A 17,155-nucleotide genomic window follows, 5' to 3' on the forward strand; every position below is an offset into this window, starting at 1 on the left:
CCCCGATGCTGCGCACCACACTCGCCGGCCTGCGCCTGCACAAGGGCCGGCTCGTCACGACCGCACTCGCCATCGCCCTGGGCGTCATGTTCGTCACCGGCACCCTGGTCTTCTCCGACACGCTGCGCGCGAGCTTCGCCGACCAGGTGATGGGCTCGGCGGAGAAGATGGACGTCGTCGTCCTCCCCGAGGACGAGCGGAGGGGTACCGTCCCCCGCGACGTGCTGGCCGAGGTCCGCGACCTGCCCGAGATCGACCGCGCCGCCGGCGTCACCGCGGGCGACGCCCCGCTGCTGGACAAGGACGGGCGCGCGGTCGGCAGCGTGCCCACGCTCGGGGTGTCGGTCGGCGACCTCAGCCGCTACTCGGCCGCCGAGGGCGAACTTCCCGACGCGCCCGGCGAGGCGGCGCTGGCCACCGTCAGCGCAAGCGCCACCGGCTACAAGGTCGGCGACACCGCCACCGTGCTGGGACCCGACGGCGGCAAGCACGAGTTCACCGTCACCGGCCTGATCGACTTCGGCACCGCGGCCGACGTCTCCTTCCGCGGGGCGGTCGCCTTCACGCCGCAGACGGCCGTCGAGATGACCGGCGCCGAGGGCTTCGCCGAGATCGACGCCGTCGCCGCCGAGGGGGTCCCCCGGCAGCAGGCCGTCGACGCGGTCGCCGCGGTCGCGGGCTCGGGCACCGAGGTGCTGACCGGCCGTGAGCTGGGCGAGCGGCTCGCCGACCAGGCGGGCGCGCAGGCCGACGTCCTGGCCGCCGGGCTGCTGCTGTTCGCGCTCGTCTCGGTCCTGGTGGCCGCGATCGTCATCCACAACACCTTCGCCATCCTGGTGGCCCAGCGCCAGCGCGAGATGGCCCTGCTGCGCTGTGTGGGCGCCGTACGGCGCCAGGTGTTCACCTCGGTGGTGGCCGAGGCGCTGGTGGTGGGCTTGGCCGCCTCCGCCTTGGGCGTGCTGGCGGGAATCGGTCTGGGCGCGGCCGGCTTCGCGCTCGGCGCCGACGCCCTGAACACCGGCGCCTCCGGAGCGGCGGTGGTCCTCCAGCCGGGGGCCGTGCTGATCGGGCTGGCCGCGGGCACCGCCACGACCCTGTTCTCGGCCCTGCTGCCGGCGCGGCGGGCGATGTCCGTGCCCCCGCTCGCGGCGCTGCGCACCAGCGCCGTGGCCGCGGGCCTGGACAGGCGCCCGGGCCTGCTGCGCGCCGCAGCCGCATCCGTGCTGCTGCCGGCCTCGGCGGCGGTCGTGTTCCTCTCCCGGGACGCCGGATCGCCGCAGGCCGGCCTGTACCTGGTCGCCGGTGCGGGCATGGTGGCCTTCGTCGGCGTGGTGGTGGCCGGCCCGCTGCTGGTGCGCGCGGCCGTGGCGGCGGTGTCGCCGCTGATGCGGGCGCTGGGCGTCTCCAGCGCCCTCGCGGCCGACAACGCGCGGCGCAGCCCCCGCAGGGCCGCGACCGCCACGATCGCGCTGACGGTGGGAGCCACCCTGATCACCGGCTACGCGGTGATCAACTCCTCGATGATGAGCACCATGAACGACCTGCTCGACGAGCAGTTCCCGGCGGACTACCAGATCACGGGCCAGTTCACCGACGAGAACCCGGCCATCCCGCGGCAGGTCGCCCGCGACCTGCGTGCGGCCCCCGAGACGGCCCAGGTGGTCGCCCAACGCAGCGCGACGGACGGCACGCCGGGCCCGGACGCCACGTGGTACTCCACCCTCGACGGCGCGCCGCTGGAGGAAGCCGCCTCCGCGGTCCGGCAGGAGCGGGCGGGCGACCTGGCCGACGTTCGGCCGGGCAGCGTGGCGGTTCAGGCCGACTACGCGAACGCGGAGGGGCTCGGCGTCGGCGACCCGGTGACGGTGAAGACCCCGGACGGCGAGCGCGGCCTCGAGGTCGCGGCGGTGGTGGAGGCCGCGGCCGTGTGGAGCGTGCTGATGGCGCCCGAGGACTTCGCAGCGGCCTTTCCCGGCAAGGGCGACGAGATCATCAGCGTCGTCGGCGCCGAGGGGGCCGAGGCCGCCAAGCTGCGCGACGCGGTCTACGCGGCGGTGGAGGACCACCCCACCCTCCAGGTCGACTCGGTCGCGCAGATGCGCAAGCAGTTCGAGGACGTACTGGGCACGGCGTTCCTGGCGGTGGTGGCGATGCTCGGCCTGGCGGTGGTGATCGCGGTGTTCGGCATCGCCAACACGCTGGCACTGTCGGTCCTGGAGCGCACCCGCGAGTCGGCGCTGCTGCGGGCGATGGGCCTCAAGCGCGCTCAGCTGCGCCTGATGCTCGTCTGGGAGGCGGTGCTGCTGTGCCTGATCGGGGCGCTGGTGGGTATCGGGCTGGGTGTGTCCTTCGGCTGGGCCGCCGCGGACGCGGCCTTCGAGGACCTGATCTTCTCCGTGCCGATCGCGCAGATCGCCGGGTTCGTCGGGGCAGCGGTGGCGGCGGGGCTGCTGGCCTCGGTGCTGCCCTCGCGCCGGGCGGCGCGTACCTCGATCACCGCGGCGCTGGCGAGCGAGTAAGGGCTCTGCCGACACGCCGCCGGCGGGCGGCCCGGCAGCCCCCGGGCGCCGTAATGTGGCGGCGGGCGGCCCGCGGGCCGCCCGCCGCCTGCGCCGCATGAGGCGCGGCCCGCAGCGGCCGGGACGGAAGCGGGTGAGGAGATGAGCGCGGCGGACTCCCCGGAGGCGTCGGCGGGCGGCGCCGCGTGGGGGACCCCGGCCGCCCGCTGGATGCTGACGGCCACCGTCCTCGCCTCGGGCATGGCCTTCCTCGACGCCACGGTGGTCAACGTGGCGCTGCCGGCCATCGCCGCGGATCTGGACGCCGGCGTGGCGGGACTGCAGTGGACCGCCAACGGCTACATGGTCACCCTTTCGGCGCTGATCCTGCTCAGCGGCTCGCTCAGCGACCGGTTCGGGCGGGTCCGGGTGTTCTCCCTCGGGGTGGCCTGGTTCGCGCTCGCCTCGGCGCTGTGCTCGCTGGCGCCCCGACCTCGGCTGGCTGATCGCCGGCCGGGCGCTGCAGGGGGTGGGCGGCGCCCTGCTGACGCCCGGCAGCCTGGCGATCCTGCAGGCGGGCTTCCGCAAGCGCGACCGGGCGCGGGCCATCGGGGCCTGGTCGGGCCTGACCGGGGTCGCCTCGGCGATCGGCCCGTTCGCGGGCGGCTGGCTGGTCGACGTCGGCTCCTGGCGGCTCATCTTCCTGATCAACCTGCCCCTGGCTGCGGTCGTGCTGCTGATCGCCCGGCTCCGGTTGGCGGAGTCGCGCGATCCGCAGGCGCCCGAGCGGCTGGACTTCGCGGGAGCGCTGCTGGGCATGGCGGGGCTGGCCGGCCTGACCTACGCGCTGATCGAGGCGGGCGAGACCGGCGCGGGCGACTGGCGTGTGGTGGTGACCGCGGCCGCGGGCGTCGCGGCGCTGGCCGCCTTCGCCGCCGTGGAGCACCGCAGCGCCCACCCGATGCTGCCGCTGGACATCTTCGCCTCCAGCCGGTTCACGGTCGCCAACATCGTCACGGTGCTGATGTACGGCGCGCTGGGCCCCCTGCTGTTCCTGCTGGTGATCTACCTGCAGGAGGCGCTGGAGTACTCGGCGCTGGAGGCGGGGGCCGCGTCGCTGCCGATCACGGTGCTGATGCTGGCGCTGTCGGGGCAGTCGGGGCGCCTGGCCGAGCGCATCGGCCCGCGCTGGCAGCTGGGCGTCGGTCCGCTGCTGCTGGCCGCGGGCCTGGTGGTGCTGTCGCGGCTGGAGGCGGGCGACTCCTACCTCTCCGGGGTGCTGCCCGGTGTGCTGCTGGTGGGCCTGGGGCTCTCCACCGCGGTGGCGCCGCTGACCGCCACGGTGCTGGCGTCGGCGGCCGAGCGCCACGCGGGGGTGGCCTCGGGCGTGAACAACACGCTGGCACGCACCGCACAGCTCATCGGGGTCGCCGCGGTACCGGTGCTGGCGGGTGTCAGCGGGGCCGCCGGCATCTCCGGCGGCTTCGGCCCGGCGATGCTGCTCATCGCCGCCGCGGCCGCCCTGGCGGGGGTGCTGGCGCTGGTCCTGCTGCGCCCCCGGGCGCCGGCGCCGGCCCCCGACCGGATGTTCTGCGGCGTCTCGGGGCCGCCGATGGGCTCCTGCCCCGGCTCCTCCGCGGGCGAACCCCTTCGCGGCGGCCCGGAGACGTCCTAGAGTCGGGGCCATGGGACATGCCGCGGCCAAGGACGGCGGCGAGCCGGCCATCGCTTTCGTGGGCGGCGGCGCGGGGGCGGCCCTCGCCGCGATCGCGCTGCTGCGCGCCACCACCTGGCTGCGCCTGGCCTACCGCATTCTGCTGATCGACGAGCACGGGCGGTTCGCGCGGGGGCGGCCCTACAGCGGCGCGGGCGGCGAGTGCCTCCTGGAGATCCCGGTCAAGCACATGTCGGCGCTGCCCGACCGCCCCTGCCACCTGATGGAGTGGGTGCGCGCGGAGCAGGCGTCTCCCCGGCGTGCGGGCGGCGCGGGCGCCCGCGAGGCGGGCGGCACCGCGCTGGCCTCCCCCGCCTGCGGTCCCGAAACGCTGCTGCCGCGGCGCCTCTACGGCGACTACCTGGCCGACACCCTGGCGGCCACGGCCGCCTGGGCCTCCCCCTACGCCTCGCTGCACACCCGCGCCGACCGGGCCGTGGCCGTGGGCGCCGACGGCCGCGGGGCGGCGGTGCGCCTGGCCTCGGGCGAGCGGGTCCCGGTCGCGGCGGCCGTGGTGGCCACCGGCGATCCCGCCGTGACCGCGCCGCCACCGGTCGAGGGCGCGGCGGGCGCTGCGCCCGGAGCCGGGCTGGCCGCCTGCTCCTGCGGCGCCCTGACCACGCCCGCGGGCGAGGCCGCGCACCTGTTCGCCGTGGGCGCGGTCCGCCGCGGCGAGGCCGACGCCACCGTGCCCCGCATCCGCGAGCAGGCCGAGGCGCTGGCCCAGCGCATCACCGACACGGTGCTGCGCACCCCGCCGGGCCGCCGCTGAGCGGCCTCCGCCGAACCGGACCGGAGCACCGGTCGAAGCCGGAACGATCGTGTCCCTGCCGTCACACGTCGCGCCCAACGACCGCAGGTACGCGATCGCCGCAGGCGGGGCCGGCCGTGCGGCGGGCGCGCCGGTCTTACTCCGCCTCCCGGCGGGCGCGGCGCTCGGCGGCCCGCATCCGGAACGGGCGCAGGGCCGACTCCAGCTGCACCGCCAGGTCCATCTTGCTGTCGCCCTCGCGGCGGTCCTCGAAGTGGATGGGGATCTCCACCATCTTCTGGCCGCGGGTGAAGGCCCGGTAGTGCATCTCCACCTGGAAGCTGTAGCCGCTGCTCTGGATGCTCGGCAGGTCCATGGCCTCCAGCGCCTCGCGGCGCCAGATCTTGAACCCCGCGGTGACGTCGCGGATCGGCATGGCCAGGACGGTTTTGACGTAGGTGTTGGCCCAGGCGCTGAGCAGGCGCCGGTGGGGGCGCCATGCCTCGGACAGGCTGCCGCCGGGGACGTAGCGGCTCCCGATCACCACCCCGGCGCCGGTGGAGAGCATGGTGCCCAGCAGCTGGGGCACGTAGCCGGGCGGGTGGCTGAGGTCGGCGTCCATCTGCACGACGAACTCGGCGCCGCCGTCGAGCGCGCGGGTCATCCCGGCCACATACGCCCGCCCCAGGCCCTCCTTGGCGGTGCGGTGCACCACGGCCACGCGCTCGCGCGCGGCCGTGTTGTGCTCGGCGGCGATCTCCTCGGCGACCTTGCCGGTGCCGTCGGGCGAGTTGTCGTCGACCACGACCAGCCGCAACTCGGGCAGCTCCAGGCCCAGGACCCGCCGCGCCAACTCGGGCAGGTTGTCGGCCTCGTTGTAGGTGGGTACGACCACCCCGACCTTGGACCGCGCCCAGGGGTCGGGCAGATTCACCGGGGTCGGCATGGGCGCTCCAATGGGATCCGCGGGTGTGGGGGCACAGCAGGCAGCGTAGGGGGCGGCGGCCCCGGCCACCACCGAAAGGCGCCCGCCCCTCATTCTCCCCGATCGACCTCCAGCACCGCCACGTGCACCAGGGTGCCCATGTCCTCCAGGGTCATCAGGACCTCGGGATCGGCGTGGTTGTCGGTGATCAGGTGGGCGATGTGCTCGGGCGGCACGGTCTGCACCATGGTGTCGGCGCCGATCTTGGTGTGGTCGGCCAGCACCACCACCTCCTGCGCGCAGGCCACCAGCGCGCGGTCGACGCTGGCCACCGCCGGGTTGGGGGTGCTCAGGCCGCGCTCGGCGGTGACCCCGTTGCCCGAGATGAACGCCTGGCGCACGCGCAGCCCCGCCAGCGCCTGCTCGGCGGCGCTGCCCACCAGCGCCCTTATCGGCCCGCGCAGGGTACCGCCGGTCATCACCACCTCGACACCGGGCGCCGCGGCCAGCGCCTCGGCCACCAGCAGCGAGTTGGTGACCACGGTGAGATTCTGGCGGCCCACGAGTTCGCGCGCCAGCGCCTCGGTGGTGCTGCCCGCACCGAGCACGACGGCGTCGTCGTCCTCGATGAGCCGCGCCGCGGCCGCGGCGATCGCGAGCTTCTCGGGAGCGGCCTGGCCGGTCTTCTGCGTGTAGCTCTGCTCGTAGCCCAGGCGCCCGGGCAGCGCCGCGCCGCCGCGGCGGCGGTCGATGAGGCCCTCGGCCTCCAAGGCGCGCACGTCGCGGCGCACCGTGACCTCCGAGGCGCGCACGCGCGAGGCGATCTCGCGCAGGGCCATGGCGCCGTTGGCCCGCACCAGCTCCAGAATCCGCTCGCGGCGCTCGGCCGCGAAGGCCGGCCTGGTCTCGTCTGCCATGGGAACTCCATCTCCGGTGCCGGCTGGGGGGCCGCGCTCCGATGATAGAGGTGCCGGGTCAGCCCAGGTGCACTCCGTGGGTGTGGAAGGACTCGTCGATGGTGTCGTCGTCGGCGGGGGCGTCGTCCTCCAGCGCGGGTCCGCGGACGACGAAGACCACGACGAACAGGGCGATCAGCAGGCCGAGCACGGCCAGAGTCGCGATACCGAACAGCGCCATGACGGACACGGGGGCCTCCCTGGCGAGCGGGCTGACCGGCGACCCCGCGGTTCGCGCCCCGCAGGCCCGCACCGGAGGTCGTCAATGGGATGCCCCGCCGCGGGCGGTTTCATGCCCGCCCGGCGCGCCGGGTTGCCCCAACGCGCCCCGGCCGCTCCGCTGCGGCCGGCGGAGGGCGGCGCCGCCGCGGCCGGATCCGGCCGCCGCAGGGCGTGGCCGCAGCCCTGTTCGTCCCGCGGTGCGGCGCCCGCTCGCTGCCACCGTCCGAGGCGCGGCGTGGCGGGCGGCCGGTGCGGGCCGCCAGAATGAATGCGTGACTGCGCTGACGTGCCGACTGTGGTGGGCCTCCCCCCGCGACGCCTCCCCGGCGCTGCTGGACCTGCTCGACGCCGGCGAACGGGAACGCCACGCGCGCTTGCGCCTGGCGGCCGACCGCGACCGCTACCTGGTCGCCCACGCGCTGGCCCGGCTGGCGCTCGCCCGCGAAGCCGGGTGCGCCCCCGCCGAGGTGGCGTTCACCCTGCACTGCCGCGCCTGCGAACGGCACCCCGAGCCCCGCCCCGACCCGCACGGCAAACCGCTGCCCGCGGGCCCGGCCGCGGGCCTGGAGATCTCCCTCAGCCACTCCGGCGACCGCGTCCTGCTCGCGCTGGCGCACGGCGTGCCCGTGGGCGCCGACGTCGAGCGGATCGCGCCCGACCGCGACACCGCGGGCCTCGCCGACTACTGCCTGCGGCCGCGGGAGCGGCGCGACCTCGACGGCCTGCCTCCCGGGCAGCGGGCCGAGGGCTTCTTCGGCTACTGGGCTCGCAAGGAGGCGCTTCTCAAGGCCACGGGCGAGGGCCTTTCGGGCGGGCTGGGCACGGTGGGGGTCAGCGGCCCCTACGAGCGCGCAGAGGTCGTCGAGTGGGACTCCCCGGCCGCTCCCCGCCACGTCCGGCTCACCGACCTCGACGCCGGCCCCGGCTACCGCGCCGCGCTCGCCGCTCTGTGGCCCGGCCCGATCACCCCGGTGGTCGGCGACACCGCCGAACTGCTGGCGGACCACCGTCCCCAGACGTCCCCGGGCCGCCCGTGATCCGCGCCGCCCGCCCGGCGCGGACGGAGCGCGGGGGACAAACCTGACCTCCGGGCCACACTTGCGTGATCACCGGCCAGGGATGACTACCTTGACCGGCATCGGATGCCTTCTGAACCATGAGGGCGTGCGCAACCGTGGCATTGGCTTGGCTCATGCACCCGTCCCCCGCGGCCCTCGACCCCTCGGCCTCCGGTGAGGATGGCCGCCCCCCACCACGGGATCGCCCGCGAGGACGGCGGGGCGGCGCTGCTGTGCGTCGTCGACACGCTGCACGGCACCCCCGTCGCCGACCCCTACCGCTGGCTGGAGGATCCCGACTCCCCCGCCACCCGGCGGTGGCTGGCCGAGCGGGAGCACGACTTCGCCGCGGCGGCCGCGCGCTGGCCGCTGCGCGAGGCGCTGGCCGAACGCATCCGCCGCCTGGTCGCCGCCGACCTGTGGACCCCGCCGCTGCGCCGCGGCCGCCGGGTCTTCGCCACCCGCCGACCCGCCGGGGGCGACCACCCCGCCGTCGTCGCCTTCGACGACTCCGACGGCGGCGAGCGGGAGCGGGTGGTCTTCGACCCGCACTCCTTCGACCCCAGCGGCGCCACCACCCTCGACTCCTGGGAGCCCTCCCCCGACGGCGGCCGCGTGGCAGTGCAGACCTCCACCGGCGGCACCGAGCGCGGGGCGCTGCGCGTGCTCTCGGTCGAGACCGGCCTACCGGTCGAGGAGCCGATCAAGGGCGTGCGCTACTCCAACGTCGCCTGGATCGGCCCGGACGCCTTCTACTACGTCCGCCGCGACGACGGCGACGGCCGCCGCGGGGTGTGGCTGCACCGCGTCTCCCCGACCGGCCCCGAACCCGACGTGCTGGTGCGCGCGTGCACCGGTCCGCGCACCGTCCCCGGCGTGCGGCTGCTCGGCGGGCGCTGGCTGGTGGTCACCGAGAGCCACGGCACCGGGCACCGCAACGACATCTGGCTCGCCGACCTCGCCGCGCCCTCCGGGGACTCCGCCGATCCGGCCCGGTCCGCGCGCCCGCAGTGGCGCACCGTGCACGCCGGCGAGGAGATCGAGTCCCACCCCGACCTGGGCCCCGACGGCGTGCTCTACCTGCGCACCACGCTGGGCGCCGCCCGGCGCCGTGTCTGCGCCGTTGATCCGCGCACTCCCGGCACCGCCCACTGGCGCGAAGTGGTCGGCGAGGACCCCGAGGCCACCCTGGACGGCTTCGCCGCCGCCGGCACCGCCGAGCACCCCGAACTCCTCCTGGCCCGCACCCGGCTGGGCATCAGCGAAGTGACCGCCCACGACGCCGGCGACGGCCGCCTGCTGCGCCGCATCGACCTGCCGGGCGAGGGCATGGCCACCCGGCTGGAGTCCGACGGCGCGGGCGGGGCCCACCTGTGCTACGCCGACGTCGCCACCCAGCAGTGCGTCCTGGCCCTGGAGCCGGGCACCACCCGACCGCGCGCCTGGCCCGCAGGCGGCGGGCCCCGGCCGCACGCCTCGGTCGTGCGCCGCACGCTGCACTGCCGCTCCGCCGACGGCACGCTCGTGCCAGTCACCCTGTTCTGCGCGGAGGACTCCGGCGGCGAGGGCTCGGCCGCCGACCCCGGCGAGCCGGGGCCGACCATCCTGCACGCCTACGGCGGCTTCGGGCGGCCCCGCCAGTTCGGGTTCAGCGCCACGGTGCTGGCCTGGCTGCTGTCCGGCGGGCGCTACGCCGTCGCCCACGTGCGCGGCGGCGGCGACTTCGGGCGCCGCTGGCACCTGCGCGGGGCCGGCCGGAACAAGCCCCGGTCGGTCGACGACCTGGTCGCCGCGGGCGACGCCCTCGTCGCCGAGGGGGTCTGCACCCGCGACCAGCTGTGCCTGTCGGGCGGTTCGGCGGGCGGCCTGCTGGTCCTGGCCGCCGCCGCGCGCCGCCCCGACCTGTGCGGTGCCGTCATCGCCTCGGCGCCGCTGGCCGACATGGCGCGGTTCGAGCGGATGGGGCTGGGCGCGATGTGGACCCGCGAGTTCGGCACGGCCGCCGACCCGCAGGACTTCGCCGCGCTGATGGCCTACTCGCCCTACCACCGGGTGCTGGCCGACGGCGCCCCGGGGCGCCCCGCGGTGCTGCTGACCGGCTTCCACGGCGACACGCGCACCGACGCCGCCCACCCGCGCAAGATGTGCGCGGCACTGCTGCACGGGGGCGCCGGCGAGCGCCCGGCCCTGCTGCGCTACGAGCGCGACGTCGGCCACGGCCCGCGCGCGGTGACCAAGGCGATCGAGCTCGCGGCCGACGCCCACGCCTTCGCCGCCGCCGAGACCGGTCTGGCGCCGCCGGGGACGCCGGGCGGTGCCTCCCCTGCGCGGCAGGGGGAATCCACGTGAGTCCCGCGCCGCCCCACGACCGCGGCCGCCCCGCCGGCGGCCGCGCCCCTGCGCTGCGCGGCGCGGGGGCCCTGCGCCTCCCCCGCTACGGGGGGTTGGCGGTGCGCCGCCCGGGACGGGGACCTCCCGGCCCGCGGGCGGGCACCGAGTCCGCATCACCGACGCGAACAGGAGACTCCATGGAACCCAACGAGTTCGACATCGAGGTCGAGGAGCTGACCGAGGTCACGTCGCGCGACATCACCGCCGGCGGCGACAACGACGGCACCGACTCCAGCTCCGACTTCATCTGACCGACGCCGTCGGGCTGACCCGACCGTCACCGACCGGTCGCCGGAGCGCGTTGCCCGCCTCCGGCGGCCCGCCGCCGCAACCGCCGCAGTGGAGGCCCCCGACGTGACCGACCGCCTGTTCACCGAGACGCTGCGCGCCGCCGTGGGCGAGGACCTGCTCTCCGCGCGGCTGTCGACCGACGTGGTCTTCGCCGACCTCGGCGCCGAGGCCGTACGCCCGCTGCTGACCTTCGAGGCGCTCAACGACATCCTCGGCCGCTGCGCGCTGGAGCCCCCGCGCCTGCGCCTGCACCGCAAGGGCGCGCCCGTGCCCGCCTCGCGCTACACCGAGAAGGGCCGCACGGCCGGGGCCGAACGGACCGTCATCCGCCCCGACGGCCTCTACCGGGAGCTGCGCGACGGCGCGAGCCTGGTGCTGGACGCCATCGACCGGCTACACCCGCCGATCCGCGAGGCCACCGACGACCTGATGCGCCTGGTGCGCGAGCGCGCGCAGGTGAACCTGTACCTGATCTGGGGCGACTCCCACGGCTTCGACACCCACTGGGACGACCACGACACCTTCATCATCCAGGTCGAGGGCACCAAGTCCTGGCAGGTGCACGGTCCGGGCAGCCGCAGGCACCCGATGAAGGTCGACTCCGACCACTCCCACACCGCCCCCGAGGGCACCGTGTGGGAGGGCGTCCTCTCCCCCGGGCACGTGCTGCACGTGCCGCGCGGCTGGTGGCACACGGTCAAGGGCACCGGCGACGTGAGCATGCATCTGACGTTCGGATTCACCCGGGCGACGGGGATCGACTGGGCGCGCTCGGTCCTGCAGCGCCTTTACGACGTAGATTTCTTCCGTGCCGACCTGCCGCGCTTCAGCTCGGCCGAGGAGCGGCGCAAGCACCAGCACGAGCTGATCCGCCGGCTCACCGACGTGGCCGAGCAGCACGACCTGGACGGATTCCTGGCCGAGCACGACTCCCGCTTCCCGCGCCGCCAGACCTTCGCGCTGCCCTGGGCGGTGGACGGCGCGTCGCCGCAGGCCGACACCCGCGTGGAGTTCGTGCCGATCCTGGCCCCGCCCATGGAGCGCGAAGGCGACCAGGTGGCGGTCACGGTCTCGGGCAAGCGCTACCGGCTGCCGGCCGCGGCCGAACCGGTCCTGACCCAACTCGCCCGCCGGCGCGAGACCACGGCCGGCGAACTGGCCGAGGACTCCGGGACCCCGCTGGAGACCACGTCCGCGATCCTGCGCGCCCTGGTGCGCCACCACCTGGTGCTGCTGGGCTGAGGCGACGGCGGAGGCGGTCGGCAGGAGCACGGGCGACCCGCGTGCCCGGGCGCTCCCCGGCCGACTTCGCTCCGTTCACTGCAAACAGGCTCTTCGCAGTTGAGGGTGTAGTCCGGTCGGCGCGTCGGTGGCCGGGTAGGGGTCGAGGTCTCCCGAGGATGGAGGTGACTATGATCTCGGGCTCGAAGTGCTCGGGCAGCGGTTGGAGCCCGATCGGGCGATTCTCCGGTGCCGGGTTGTCGAGCCCGACGGACGGTGTCGTCGCTGCGGATGCCAGGGCGCGGCCAGGGACACGGTGGTCCGGCGGTTGGCGCACGAGCCGTTCGGGTGGCGGCCCACGGTGTTGGAGGTCAGCCTCCGCCGATACCGGTGTAACGCCGCCTCCGACGACCGGAACACGGACGGACGACGCGCCGCGAGCCGTCAGTCGCCGACGCTGCCGTCGATCATCTCGCGCAGGATGTCCGCGTGGCCCGCGTGCCGGCCGGTCTCCAGGATCACGTGCAGGTACACCCACCGCAACGTCAGCTCCCCGCCCCGCGGTGCGTAGTCGAGGCTGTGCTGGGCGGCGATCTCGCGGGAGCGGTCGCACTCCGCCTGGTAGGCGCCGATGACGTCGTCGAGCTTCTCGTTCGGCTCCAGCCGCAGGTCGGCCTCCGGGTCTGCGTCGGTCCACGGCGGCGTGGGCAGCTCCGCGGCGGGGATCTGCCCGATCTGCTCGGCGAACCCGCCCAGTTCCACCCACCGCAGGTGTTTGATCAGGCCGCCGAGGTTGGTGCCGGTCGGCACCGGGCTGCGCCGGGCGTCCTCCTCCGACACCCCGCGGGCCTTGCGCACGACGGCGTCGCGCAGGTAATCCAGGAACGTCTCGAGCTGCTCGCGCTCGCTGGCGGCGACCACGCTGCCGAGGATCTCACTGGGTCTGGTCATGGCCCGAACGTAGCACGCGGGCCGCCCCTCGCACCGGGGGCCATTTGGGCACTTCGCAGTCGCAGTTGAGGGTGTGGTCCGGTCGGCACGCCGGTGGCCGGGTAGGGGTCGAGGTCTCCCGAGGATGGAGGTGACTATGCCGTCCATCTGGAAGACCTCGACGTGTCTGACGCTACCCCGTCCGTGGGCTTCGCCTGCCCTGACCTGACCACGTGCTGCCGACTCGACGAACTCGGCCTCGAAGCCACCGGACAGCGCCTCGAACCCGACCGCGCAGTGATCGCCTGCCGGGTCGCCGAACCCGACCAGTGGTGCCGCCGCTGCGGCTGCGAGGGAAGCCCGCGCGACACCGTGGTCCGCCGGCTGGCACACGAGCCCTTGGGCTGGCGCCCGACCCTGCTCGAGGTCGTCGTGCGCCGCTACCGGTGCACCGGCTGCGGACACGTGTGGCGCCAGGACACCACCAAGGCCGCCGAGCCCCGAGCCAAGCTCTCGCGCCGCGGGCTGAGGTGGGCACTCGAGGGGCATCGTGGTCCAGCACCTGACCGTCGCCCGGGTCGCCGAAGGGCTCGGGGGCGCTTGGAACACCGCCAACGACGCCGTCCTCGCTGAGGGCAAGCGCGTCCTGATCGATGACGCGACCCGGTTCGACGGGGTGAAGGTCATCGGCGTCGACGAGCACGTGTGGCGCCACACCCGGCGTGGCGACAAGTACGTCACCGTGATCATCGACCTCACCGCGATCCGGGAGGGCACCGGCTCAGCCAGGCTCCTCGACACGATCGAAGGTCGCTCCAAGCAGGCGTTCAAGACCTGGCTCGCCGACCGCGACGAGGCCTGGCGCGACGCGGTTGAGGTCGTGGCGATGGACGGCTTCACCGGCTTCAAGACCGCCGCGGCCGAGGAACTGCCCGACGCGGTCGCGGTCATGGATCCCTTCCACGTAGTCCGTCTGGCCGGCGACGCGCTCGACAGGTGCCGGCGCCGCGTACAGCTCGCGATTCACGGCCACCGCGGCTTCAAGGACGACGCTCTCTACAAGTCGCTTCGGACCCTGCACACCGGCGCCGGCCTCCTCACCGACAAGCAGAAGGCCGGCTCGCAGCCTTGTTCGCCGACGACGCCCACGTCGAGGTCGAGGCCACTTGGGGCATCTACCAGCGGATGATCGACGCCTACCGGCACGAGGACCGGAGCCAGGGCCGGAACCTGATGGTCAAGCTGATCGACTCGATCACCAGCGGCGTGCCGAAGGCGCTCGTCGAGATCACCACGCTGAGACGCACCCTGAAGCGGCCGCGCCCTCAGGCGGTGCCGGCCTGGTGCTCCCGCTCGCGGGCGTAGGACTCCACGCCGTCGAGCAGGCGGCGCAGCCCGAAGGTGATGTCGGCGCCGATCTCGTCGACGAGACCCCAGTCGGCGCCGTCCGGGGCGGCGACCGGGCCGCCGTCCGCCGGCTCCGGGTCGAAGACGCCCTCGGCCACCAGCGCGGCCACGTTCGGGAAGCGCTCGGGGACGGCGAAGCGGCGCAGGGCGGCGGCGTAGGCGGCGCCGGCCGACTCGTCGCTGACACCGCCGGCGCGCCGGGCCTGCTCGATCTGCACGGCGATGCGGGCCAGCTCGCGCACCGCGCCGTTGATGAACAGGGTCACCGCCACCCGCTCGTAGCCGGCCAGTCCGCACTCGGCCAGCGCCTCCAGGTAGGCCTCGAACCAGGCGAGCTGCATCGGCCCCGACGGCGGCCCGACGATCTCCACGCGCAGCAGCCAGGGGCGGCGCCGATTGCACTCGACCAGGGCGCGCGACAGCAGCTCCACGCGGTCTCGCCACCCGGCGGCCTCGCCGATGTCGGGCGGCGGACCCACCGCGGCGTCGGCCATCAGCTCCACGAGCTGTTCCTTGCTCTGCACGTAGCGGTACAGCGACATGGTCGTGTACCCCAGCTCGGCGGCGACGCGCTGCATCGACACCGCGCCCAGGCCGTCGGCGTCGGCCACGCCCACGGCGGCCGACACGATCTCCTCGACGGTCAGGCCCGGCCGCGGCCCCCGCCGGGGGCGCTCGGCCACGCGCCACAGCAGCTCCAGGTGCCGCTCGATCTCCGAGCGCCCGTCGCCGCCGTCTCCCCCGCCTCGCTGTGTGGCCATCGCCTGCCAATCATGCCGTCCTGCCTTGACTCCATCCTAGAACCGTGTATTACTTACACGAAACAGTGTGCGCTATACACGATTAAGAAGGGGCGGGACGATGGACGATCCCGTGATCACCGCAACGGCGCTGCGCAAGCGCAACGGCGCCACCCGGGCCCTGGACGGCTTCGACCTCGCGGTCCCCCGCGGGGCGGTGCTCGCCCTGCTGGGCCCCAACGGGGCGGGCAAGACCACCGCGGTGGAGATCCTGGCGACGCTGCGGCGCGCCGACTCCGGCCGCGCCTGTGTCGCCGGGTTCGACGTCGCCCGCGAGCCCGACCGGGTCCGCGAGCGAATCGGCCTGGCCGGCCAGTACGCCGCCGTCGACGAACTGCTCACCGGCCGGGCCAACCTGGTCATGTTCGGCAGGTTGAACGGACTCGGCGCCGCCGCCGCGCGCCGCCGCGCCGACGAGCTGCTGGAGCGGTTCGCGCTCACCGAGGCCGCCGGGCGCCGGGTCGACGGCTACTCCGGGGGCATGCGCCGGCGGCTCGACCTCGCCGCGAGCCTCACCCGCGATCCGCAGGTGCTGTTCCTGGACGAGCCCACCACCGGGCTGGACCCGCGCAGCCGCAACGGTGTGTGGGAATCGGTGCGCGACCTGGTGGGGGCGGGCACCACCGTCCTGCTGACCACCCAGTACCTGGAGGAGGCCGACCGCCTCGCCGACCGCATCGCCGTGCTCGACTCCGGCGCGGTGATCGCCGAGGGCACCGCCGACGAGCTCAAGTCGCGCATCGGCGGCGACCAGATCGACGTCGTCGCGGCCGGGGCCGGCGACCTCGGCGCGATAGCGGCGGTGGCGGCCCGTATCAGCGGCGCCTCGCCGCAGGTCCGCACCGACGAGCGCCGGGTCAGCGTCGCGGTCTCGGTGTCGGCGCGGATCGGCGTGCTCGGCGGCATCCTGCGGGAGCTGGACGCGGCCGGCCTGGAGGTCGAGGACATCGGCGTGCGCAGGCCCACGCTGGACGACGTGTTCCTCGGGCTGACCGGGCGCGCGGGCGCCGACGCCCCCGCAGGCGCCGAGAGGCACGAGACCGAGGAGGTTTCGGCATGACCGCCACGTTCGACCCCCCTGCGCCGCGGGCGCCCGTCGCCGCCCCGGACCGCCCGGGCCGGCTGAGCCGGGCGGTCGTCCACGGCTGGGTGATGACCCGGCGCAACCTGCTGCACGCCGTGCGCTCCCCCGCCGAGCCGCTGCTGACGCTGTTCATCCCGCTGATGATGGTCCTGGTGTTCGGCTTCGTGTTCGGCGAGGGCATGGCCCACCCCGGAACGGGCGGTGCCGACGGCTTCCGCGCCTTCCTGATGCCCGGCATCTTCGTCATGGCCATGCTGTACTCGGTGTCGGCCACCGCGACCGGCGTCTCCATGGACTCCAGCAGGGCGGTGATCGGCCGGTTCCGCTCCATGCCCATGGCCGCCTCGGCGCTGCTGACCGGGCGCGCCGCCGCCGACATGCTGCGGGCGCTGCTGGAGACCGCGGTGCTGGTCGGCTGCGGGCTGCTGATCGGCTGGCGCTGGGAGGGCACCGCGGTCGAGGCCGTGCAGGCGATCGGGCTGCTGCTGCTCTTCCGCTTCGCGATGACCTGGGTGGGGATCTACCTCGGCCTGGTCACCTCCGATCCCGACGTCGTCGGACTCATCGTCTACCCGCTGGCCTTCCCGCTGGGGGTGGTCTCGACGACCTTCACGCCGCCGGAGCTGATGCCGGGCGTGCTGGGGGCCGTTGCCGAGTGGAACCCCGTCTCCTCGGTGGTCAACGCCATGCGCGAGCTGTTCGGCAACCCGGGCGTGGGCGGCGACTCCTGGGTGGCCGCGCACCCGGTCCTGATGGCGGTGCTGTGGCCGCTGGCGATCCTGGCCGTGTGCGTGCCGCCGGCCCTGGCCAGGTTCCGCAACCTCAGCCGCTGACCGGCCCCGTCTGCGGGCGGAGCCGCGCCCGGGCGCGGCTCCGCCCGCAGACGTAACGGCCCGCCGCCAACGGC

The 17,155-nt window shown here is 75.1% G+C and carries 13 protein-coding genes and 3 pseudogenes; 11 read left to right on the forward strand and 5 right to left on the reverse strand.

All coding sequences use genetic code 11. From position 1 onward, the window contains the following. Positions 1-5 precede the first annotated feature (5 nt). From FZ103_RS19975 to FZ103_RS19985, 4 genes and pseudogenes are all read left to right on the forward strand, one after another. Positions 6-2,519, forward strand: a complete 2,514-nt coding sequence (locus FZ103_RS19975; protein WP_156003327.1) for an ABC transporter permease — start codon at positions 6-8, stop codon at positions 2,517-2,519. A gap of 240 nt (positions 2,520-2,759) precedes the next feature. Beyond that, a pseudogene (locus tag FZ103_RS25675) lies at positions 2,760-2,921 on the forward strand (MFS transporter); the annotation flags it as partial. Positions 2,922-3,027: 106 nt separating this feature from the next. Further along, positions 3,028-4,173, forward strand: coding sequence for an MFS transporter (locus FZ103_RS19980; RefSeq protein WP_343233617.1), 1,146 nt, complete (start codon positions 3,028-3,030; stop codon positions 4,171-4,173). A 10-nt stretch (positions 4,174-4,183) separates the two neighbouring features. Continuing rightward, the gene (locus tag FZ103_RS19985; protein WP_156003329.1) at positions 4,184-4,984 is read left to right on the forward strand and encodes an FAD/NAD(P)-binding protein; all 801 of its coding nucleotides are present in this window, start codon (positions 4,184-4,186) and stop codon (positions 4,982-4,984) included. 136 nt (positions 4,985-5,120) lie between these two features. Here FZ103_RS19985 and FZ103_RS19990 read toward each other — a convergent pair whose 3' ends face one another. The 3 genes from FZ103_RS19990 to FZ103_RS20000 all read right to left on the reverse strand — a co-directional run bounded on the left by FZ103_RS19990 (position 5,121) and on the right by FZ103_RS20000 (position 7,034). Continuing rightward, the gene (locus FZ103_RS19990; protein WP_156003332.1) at positions 5,121-5,909 is read right to left on the reverse strand and encodes a polyprenol monophosphomannose synthase; all 789 of its coding nucleotides are present in this window, start codon (positions 5,907-5,909) and stop codon (positions 5,121-5,123) included. 89 nt (positions 5,910-5,998) lie between these two features. After that, positions 5,999-6,805, reverse strand: a complete 807-nt coding sequence (locus FZ103_RS19995) for a DeoR/GlpR family DNA-binding transcription regulator (RefSeq protein ID WP_156003335.1) — start codon at positions 6,803-6,805, stop codon at positions 5,999-6,001. Between the two features lie 58 nt (positions 6,806-6,863). Next, on the reverse strand, positions 6,864-7,034 hold the full coding sequence (locus FZ103_RS20000) for a hypothetical protein (RefSeq protein WP_156003337.1): 171 nt from the start codon (positions 7,032-7,034) through the stop codon (positions 6,864-6,866). A 304-nt stretch (positions 7,035-7,338) separates the two neighbouring features. Here FZ103_RS20000 and FZ103_RS20005 point away from each other — a divergent pair, with 304 nt between their 5' ends. From FZ103_RS20005 to FZ103_RS20020, 4 genes and pseudogenes are all read left to right on the forward strand, one after another. Beyond that, on the forward strand, positions 7,339-8,103 hold the full coding sequence (locus FZ103_RS20005) for a 4'-phosphopantetheinyl transferase superfamily protein (protein WP_343233618.1): 765 nt from the start codon (positions 7,339-7,341) through the stop codon (positions 8,101-8,103). A gap of 201 nt (positions 8,104-8,304) precedes the next feature. Further along, the gene (locus FZ103_RS20010) at positions 8,305-10,473 is read left to right on the forward strand and encodes a prolyl oligopeptidase family serine peptidase (RefSeq protein WP_156003340.1); all 2,169 of its coding nucleotides are present in this window, start codon (positions 8,305-8,307) and stop codon (positions 10,471-10,473) included. Between the two features lie 396 nt (positions 10,474-10,869). Further along, complete coding sequence (locus FZ103_RS20015) at positions 10,870-12,048, forward strand: JmjC domain-containing protein (RefSeq protein WP_186356571.1); 1,179 nt, start codon at positions 10,870-10,872, stop codon at positions 12,046-12,048. Positions 12,049-12,220: 172 nt separating this feature from the next. Further along, positions 12,221-12,421 (forward strand): annotated as a pseudogene (locus FZ103_RS20020) (ISL3 family transposase); the annotation flags it as partial. 50 nt (positions 12,422-12,471) lie between these two features. Here FZ103_RS20020 and FZ103_RS20025 read toward each other — a convergent pair. Then, entirely contained in the window at positions 12,472-12,978 is a 507-nt protein-coding gene (locus FZ103_RS20025) for a DinB family protein (RefSeq protein WP_156003343.1), read from the reverse strand. Between the two features lie 162 nt (positions 12,979-13,140). Between FZ103_RS20025 and FZ103_RS20030 the strand changes: the two are divergent. Then, positions 13,141-14,274, forward strand: a pseudogene (locus tag FZ103_RS20030) (ISL3 family transposase); the annotation flags it as partial. An 8-nt stretch (positions 14,275-14,282) separates the two neighbouring features. Here FZ103_RS20030 and FZ103_RS20035 read toward each other — a convergent pair. Then, a complete protein-coding gene (locus tag FZ103_RS20035; protein ID WP_156003346.1) occupies positions 14,283-15,125 on the reverse strand; it encodes a TetR/AcrR family transcriptional regulator in 843 nt (280 codons plus the stop codon). Positions 15,126-15,225: 100 nt separating this feature from the next. On the opposite strand from FZ103_RS20035, the gene FZ103_RS20040 reads away from it, so the two are divergent. Together FZ103_RS20040 and FZ103_RS20045 are read left to right on the forward strand one after the other, a co-directional pair. Continuing rightward, positions 15,226-16,224, forward strand: coding sequence for an ATP-binding cassette domain-containing protein (locus tag FZ103_RS20040; RefSeq protein ID WP_156003349.1), 999 nt, complete (start codon positions 15,226-15,228; stop codon positions 16,222-16,224). Further along, positions 16,221-17,081, forward strand: coding sequence for an ABC transporter permease (locus tag FZ103_RS20045; protein ID WP_222936808.1), 861 nt, complete (start codon positions 16,221-16,223; stop codon positions 17,079-17,081). Before FZ103_RS20040 ends, FZ103_RS20045 begins: the two co-directional genes overlap by 4 nt. Positions 17,082-17,155: the final 74 nt, after the last annotated feature.

The sequence above is a fragment of the Streptomonospora sp. PA3 genome (assembly GCF_009728995.1).
Taxonomy (GTDB): Bacteria; Actinomycetota; Actinomycetes; order Streptosporangiales; family Streptosporangiaceae; genus Streptomonospora.

Bases quoted from the DNA above. Each gene is read 5' to 3' on its own strand.
- FZ103_RS19975 (WP_156003327.1), top strand. From the start codon at position 6: ATGCTGCGCACCACACTCGCCGGCCTGCGCCTGCACAAGGGCCGGCTC.
- FZ103_RS19985 (WP_156003329.1), top strand. From the start codon at position 4,184: ATGGGACATGCCGCGGCCAAGGACGGCGGCGAGCCGGCCATCGCTTTC.
- FZ103_RS19990 (WP_156003332.1), bottom strand. From the start codon at position 5,909: ATGCCGACCCCGGTGAATCTGCCCGACCCCTGGGCGCGGTCCAAGGTC.
- FZ103_RS19995 (WP_156003335.1), bottom strand. From the start codon at position 6,805: ATGGCAGACGAGACCAGGCCGGCCTTCGCGGCCGAGCGCCGCGAGCGG.
- FZ103_RS20010 (WP_156003340.1), top strand. From the start codon at position 8,305: ATGGCCGCCCCCCACCACGGGATCGCCCGCGAGGACGGCGGGGCGGCG.
- FZ103_RS20025 (WP_156003343.1), bottom strand. From the start codon at position 12,978: ATGACCAGACCCAGTGAGATCCTCGGCAGCGTGGTCGCCGCCAGCGAG.
- FZ103_RS20035 (WP_156003346.1), bottom strand. From the start codon at position 15,125: ATGGCCACACAGCGAGGCGGGGGAGACGGCGGCGACGGGCGCTCGGAG.
- FZ103_RS20040 (WP_156003349.1), top strand. From the start codon at position 15,226: ATGGACGATCCCGTGATCACCGCAACGGCGCTGCGCAAGCGCAACGGC.
- FZ103_RS20045 (WP_222936808.1), top strand. From the start codon at position 16,221: ATGACCGCCACGTTCGACCCCCCTGCGCCGCGGGCGCCCGTCGCCGCC.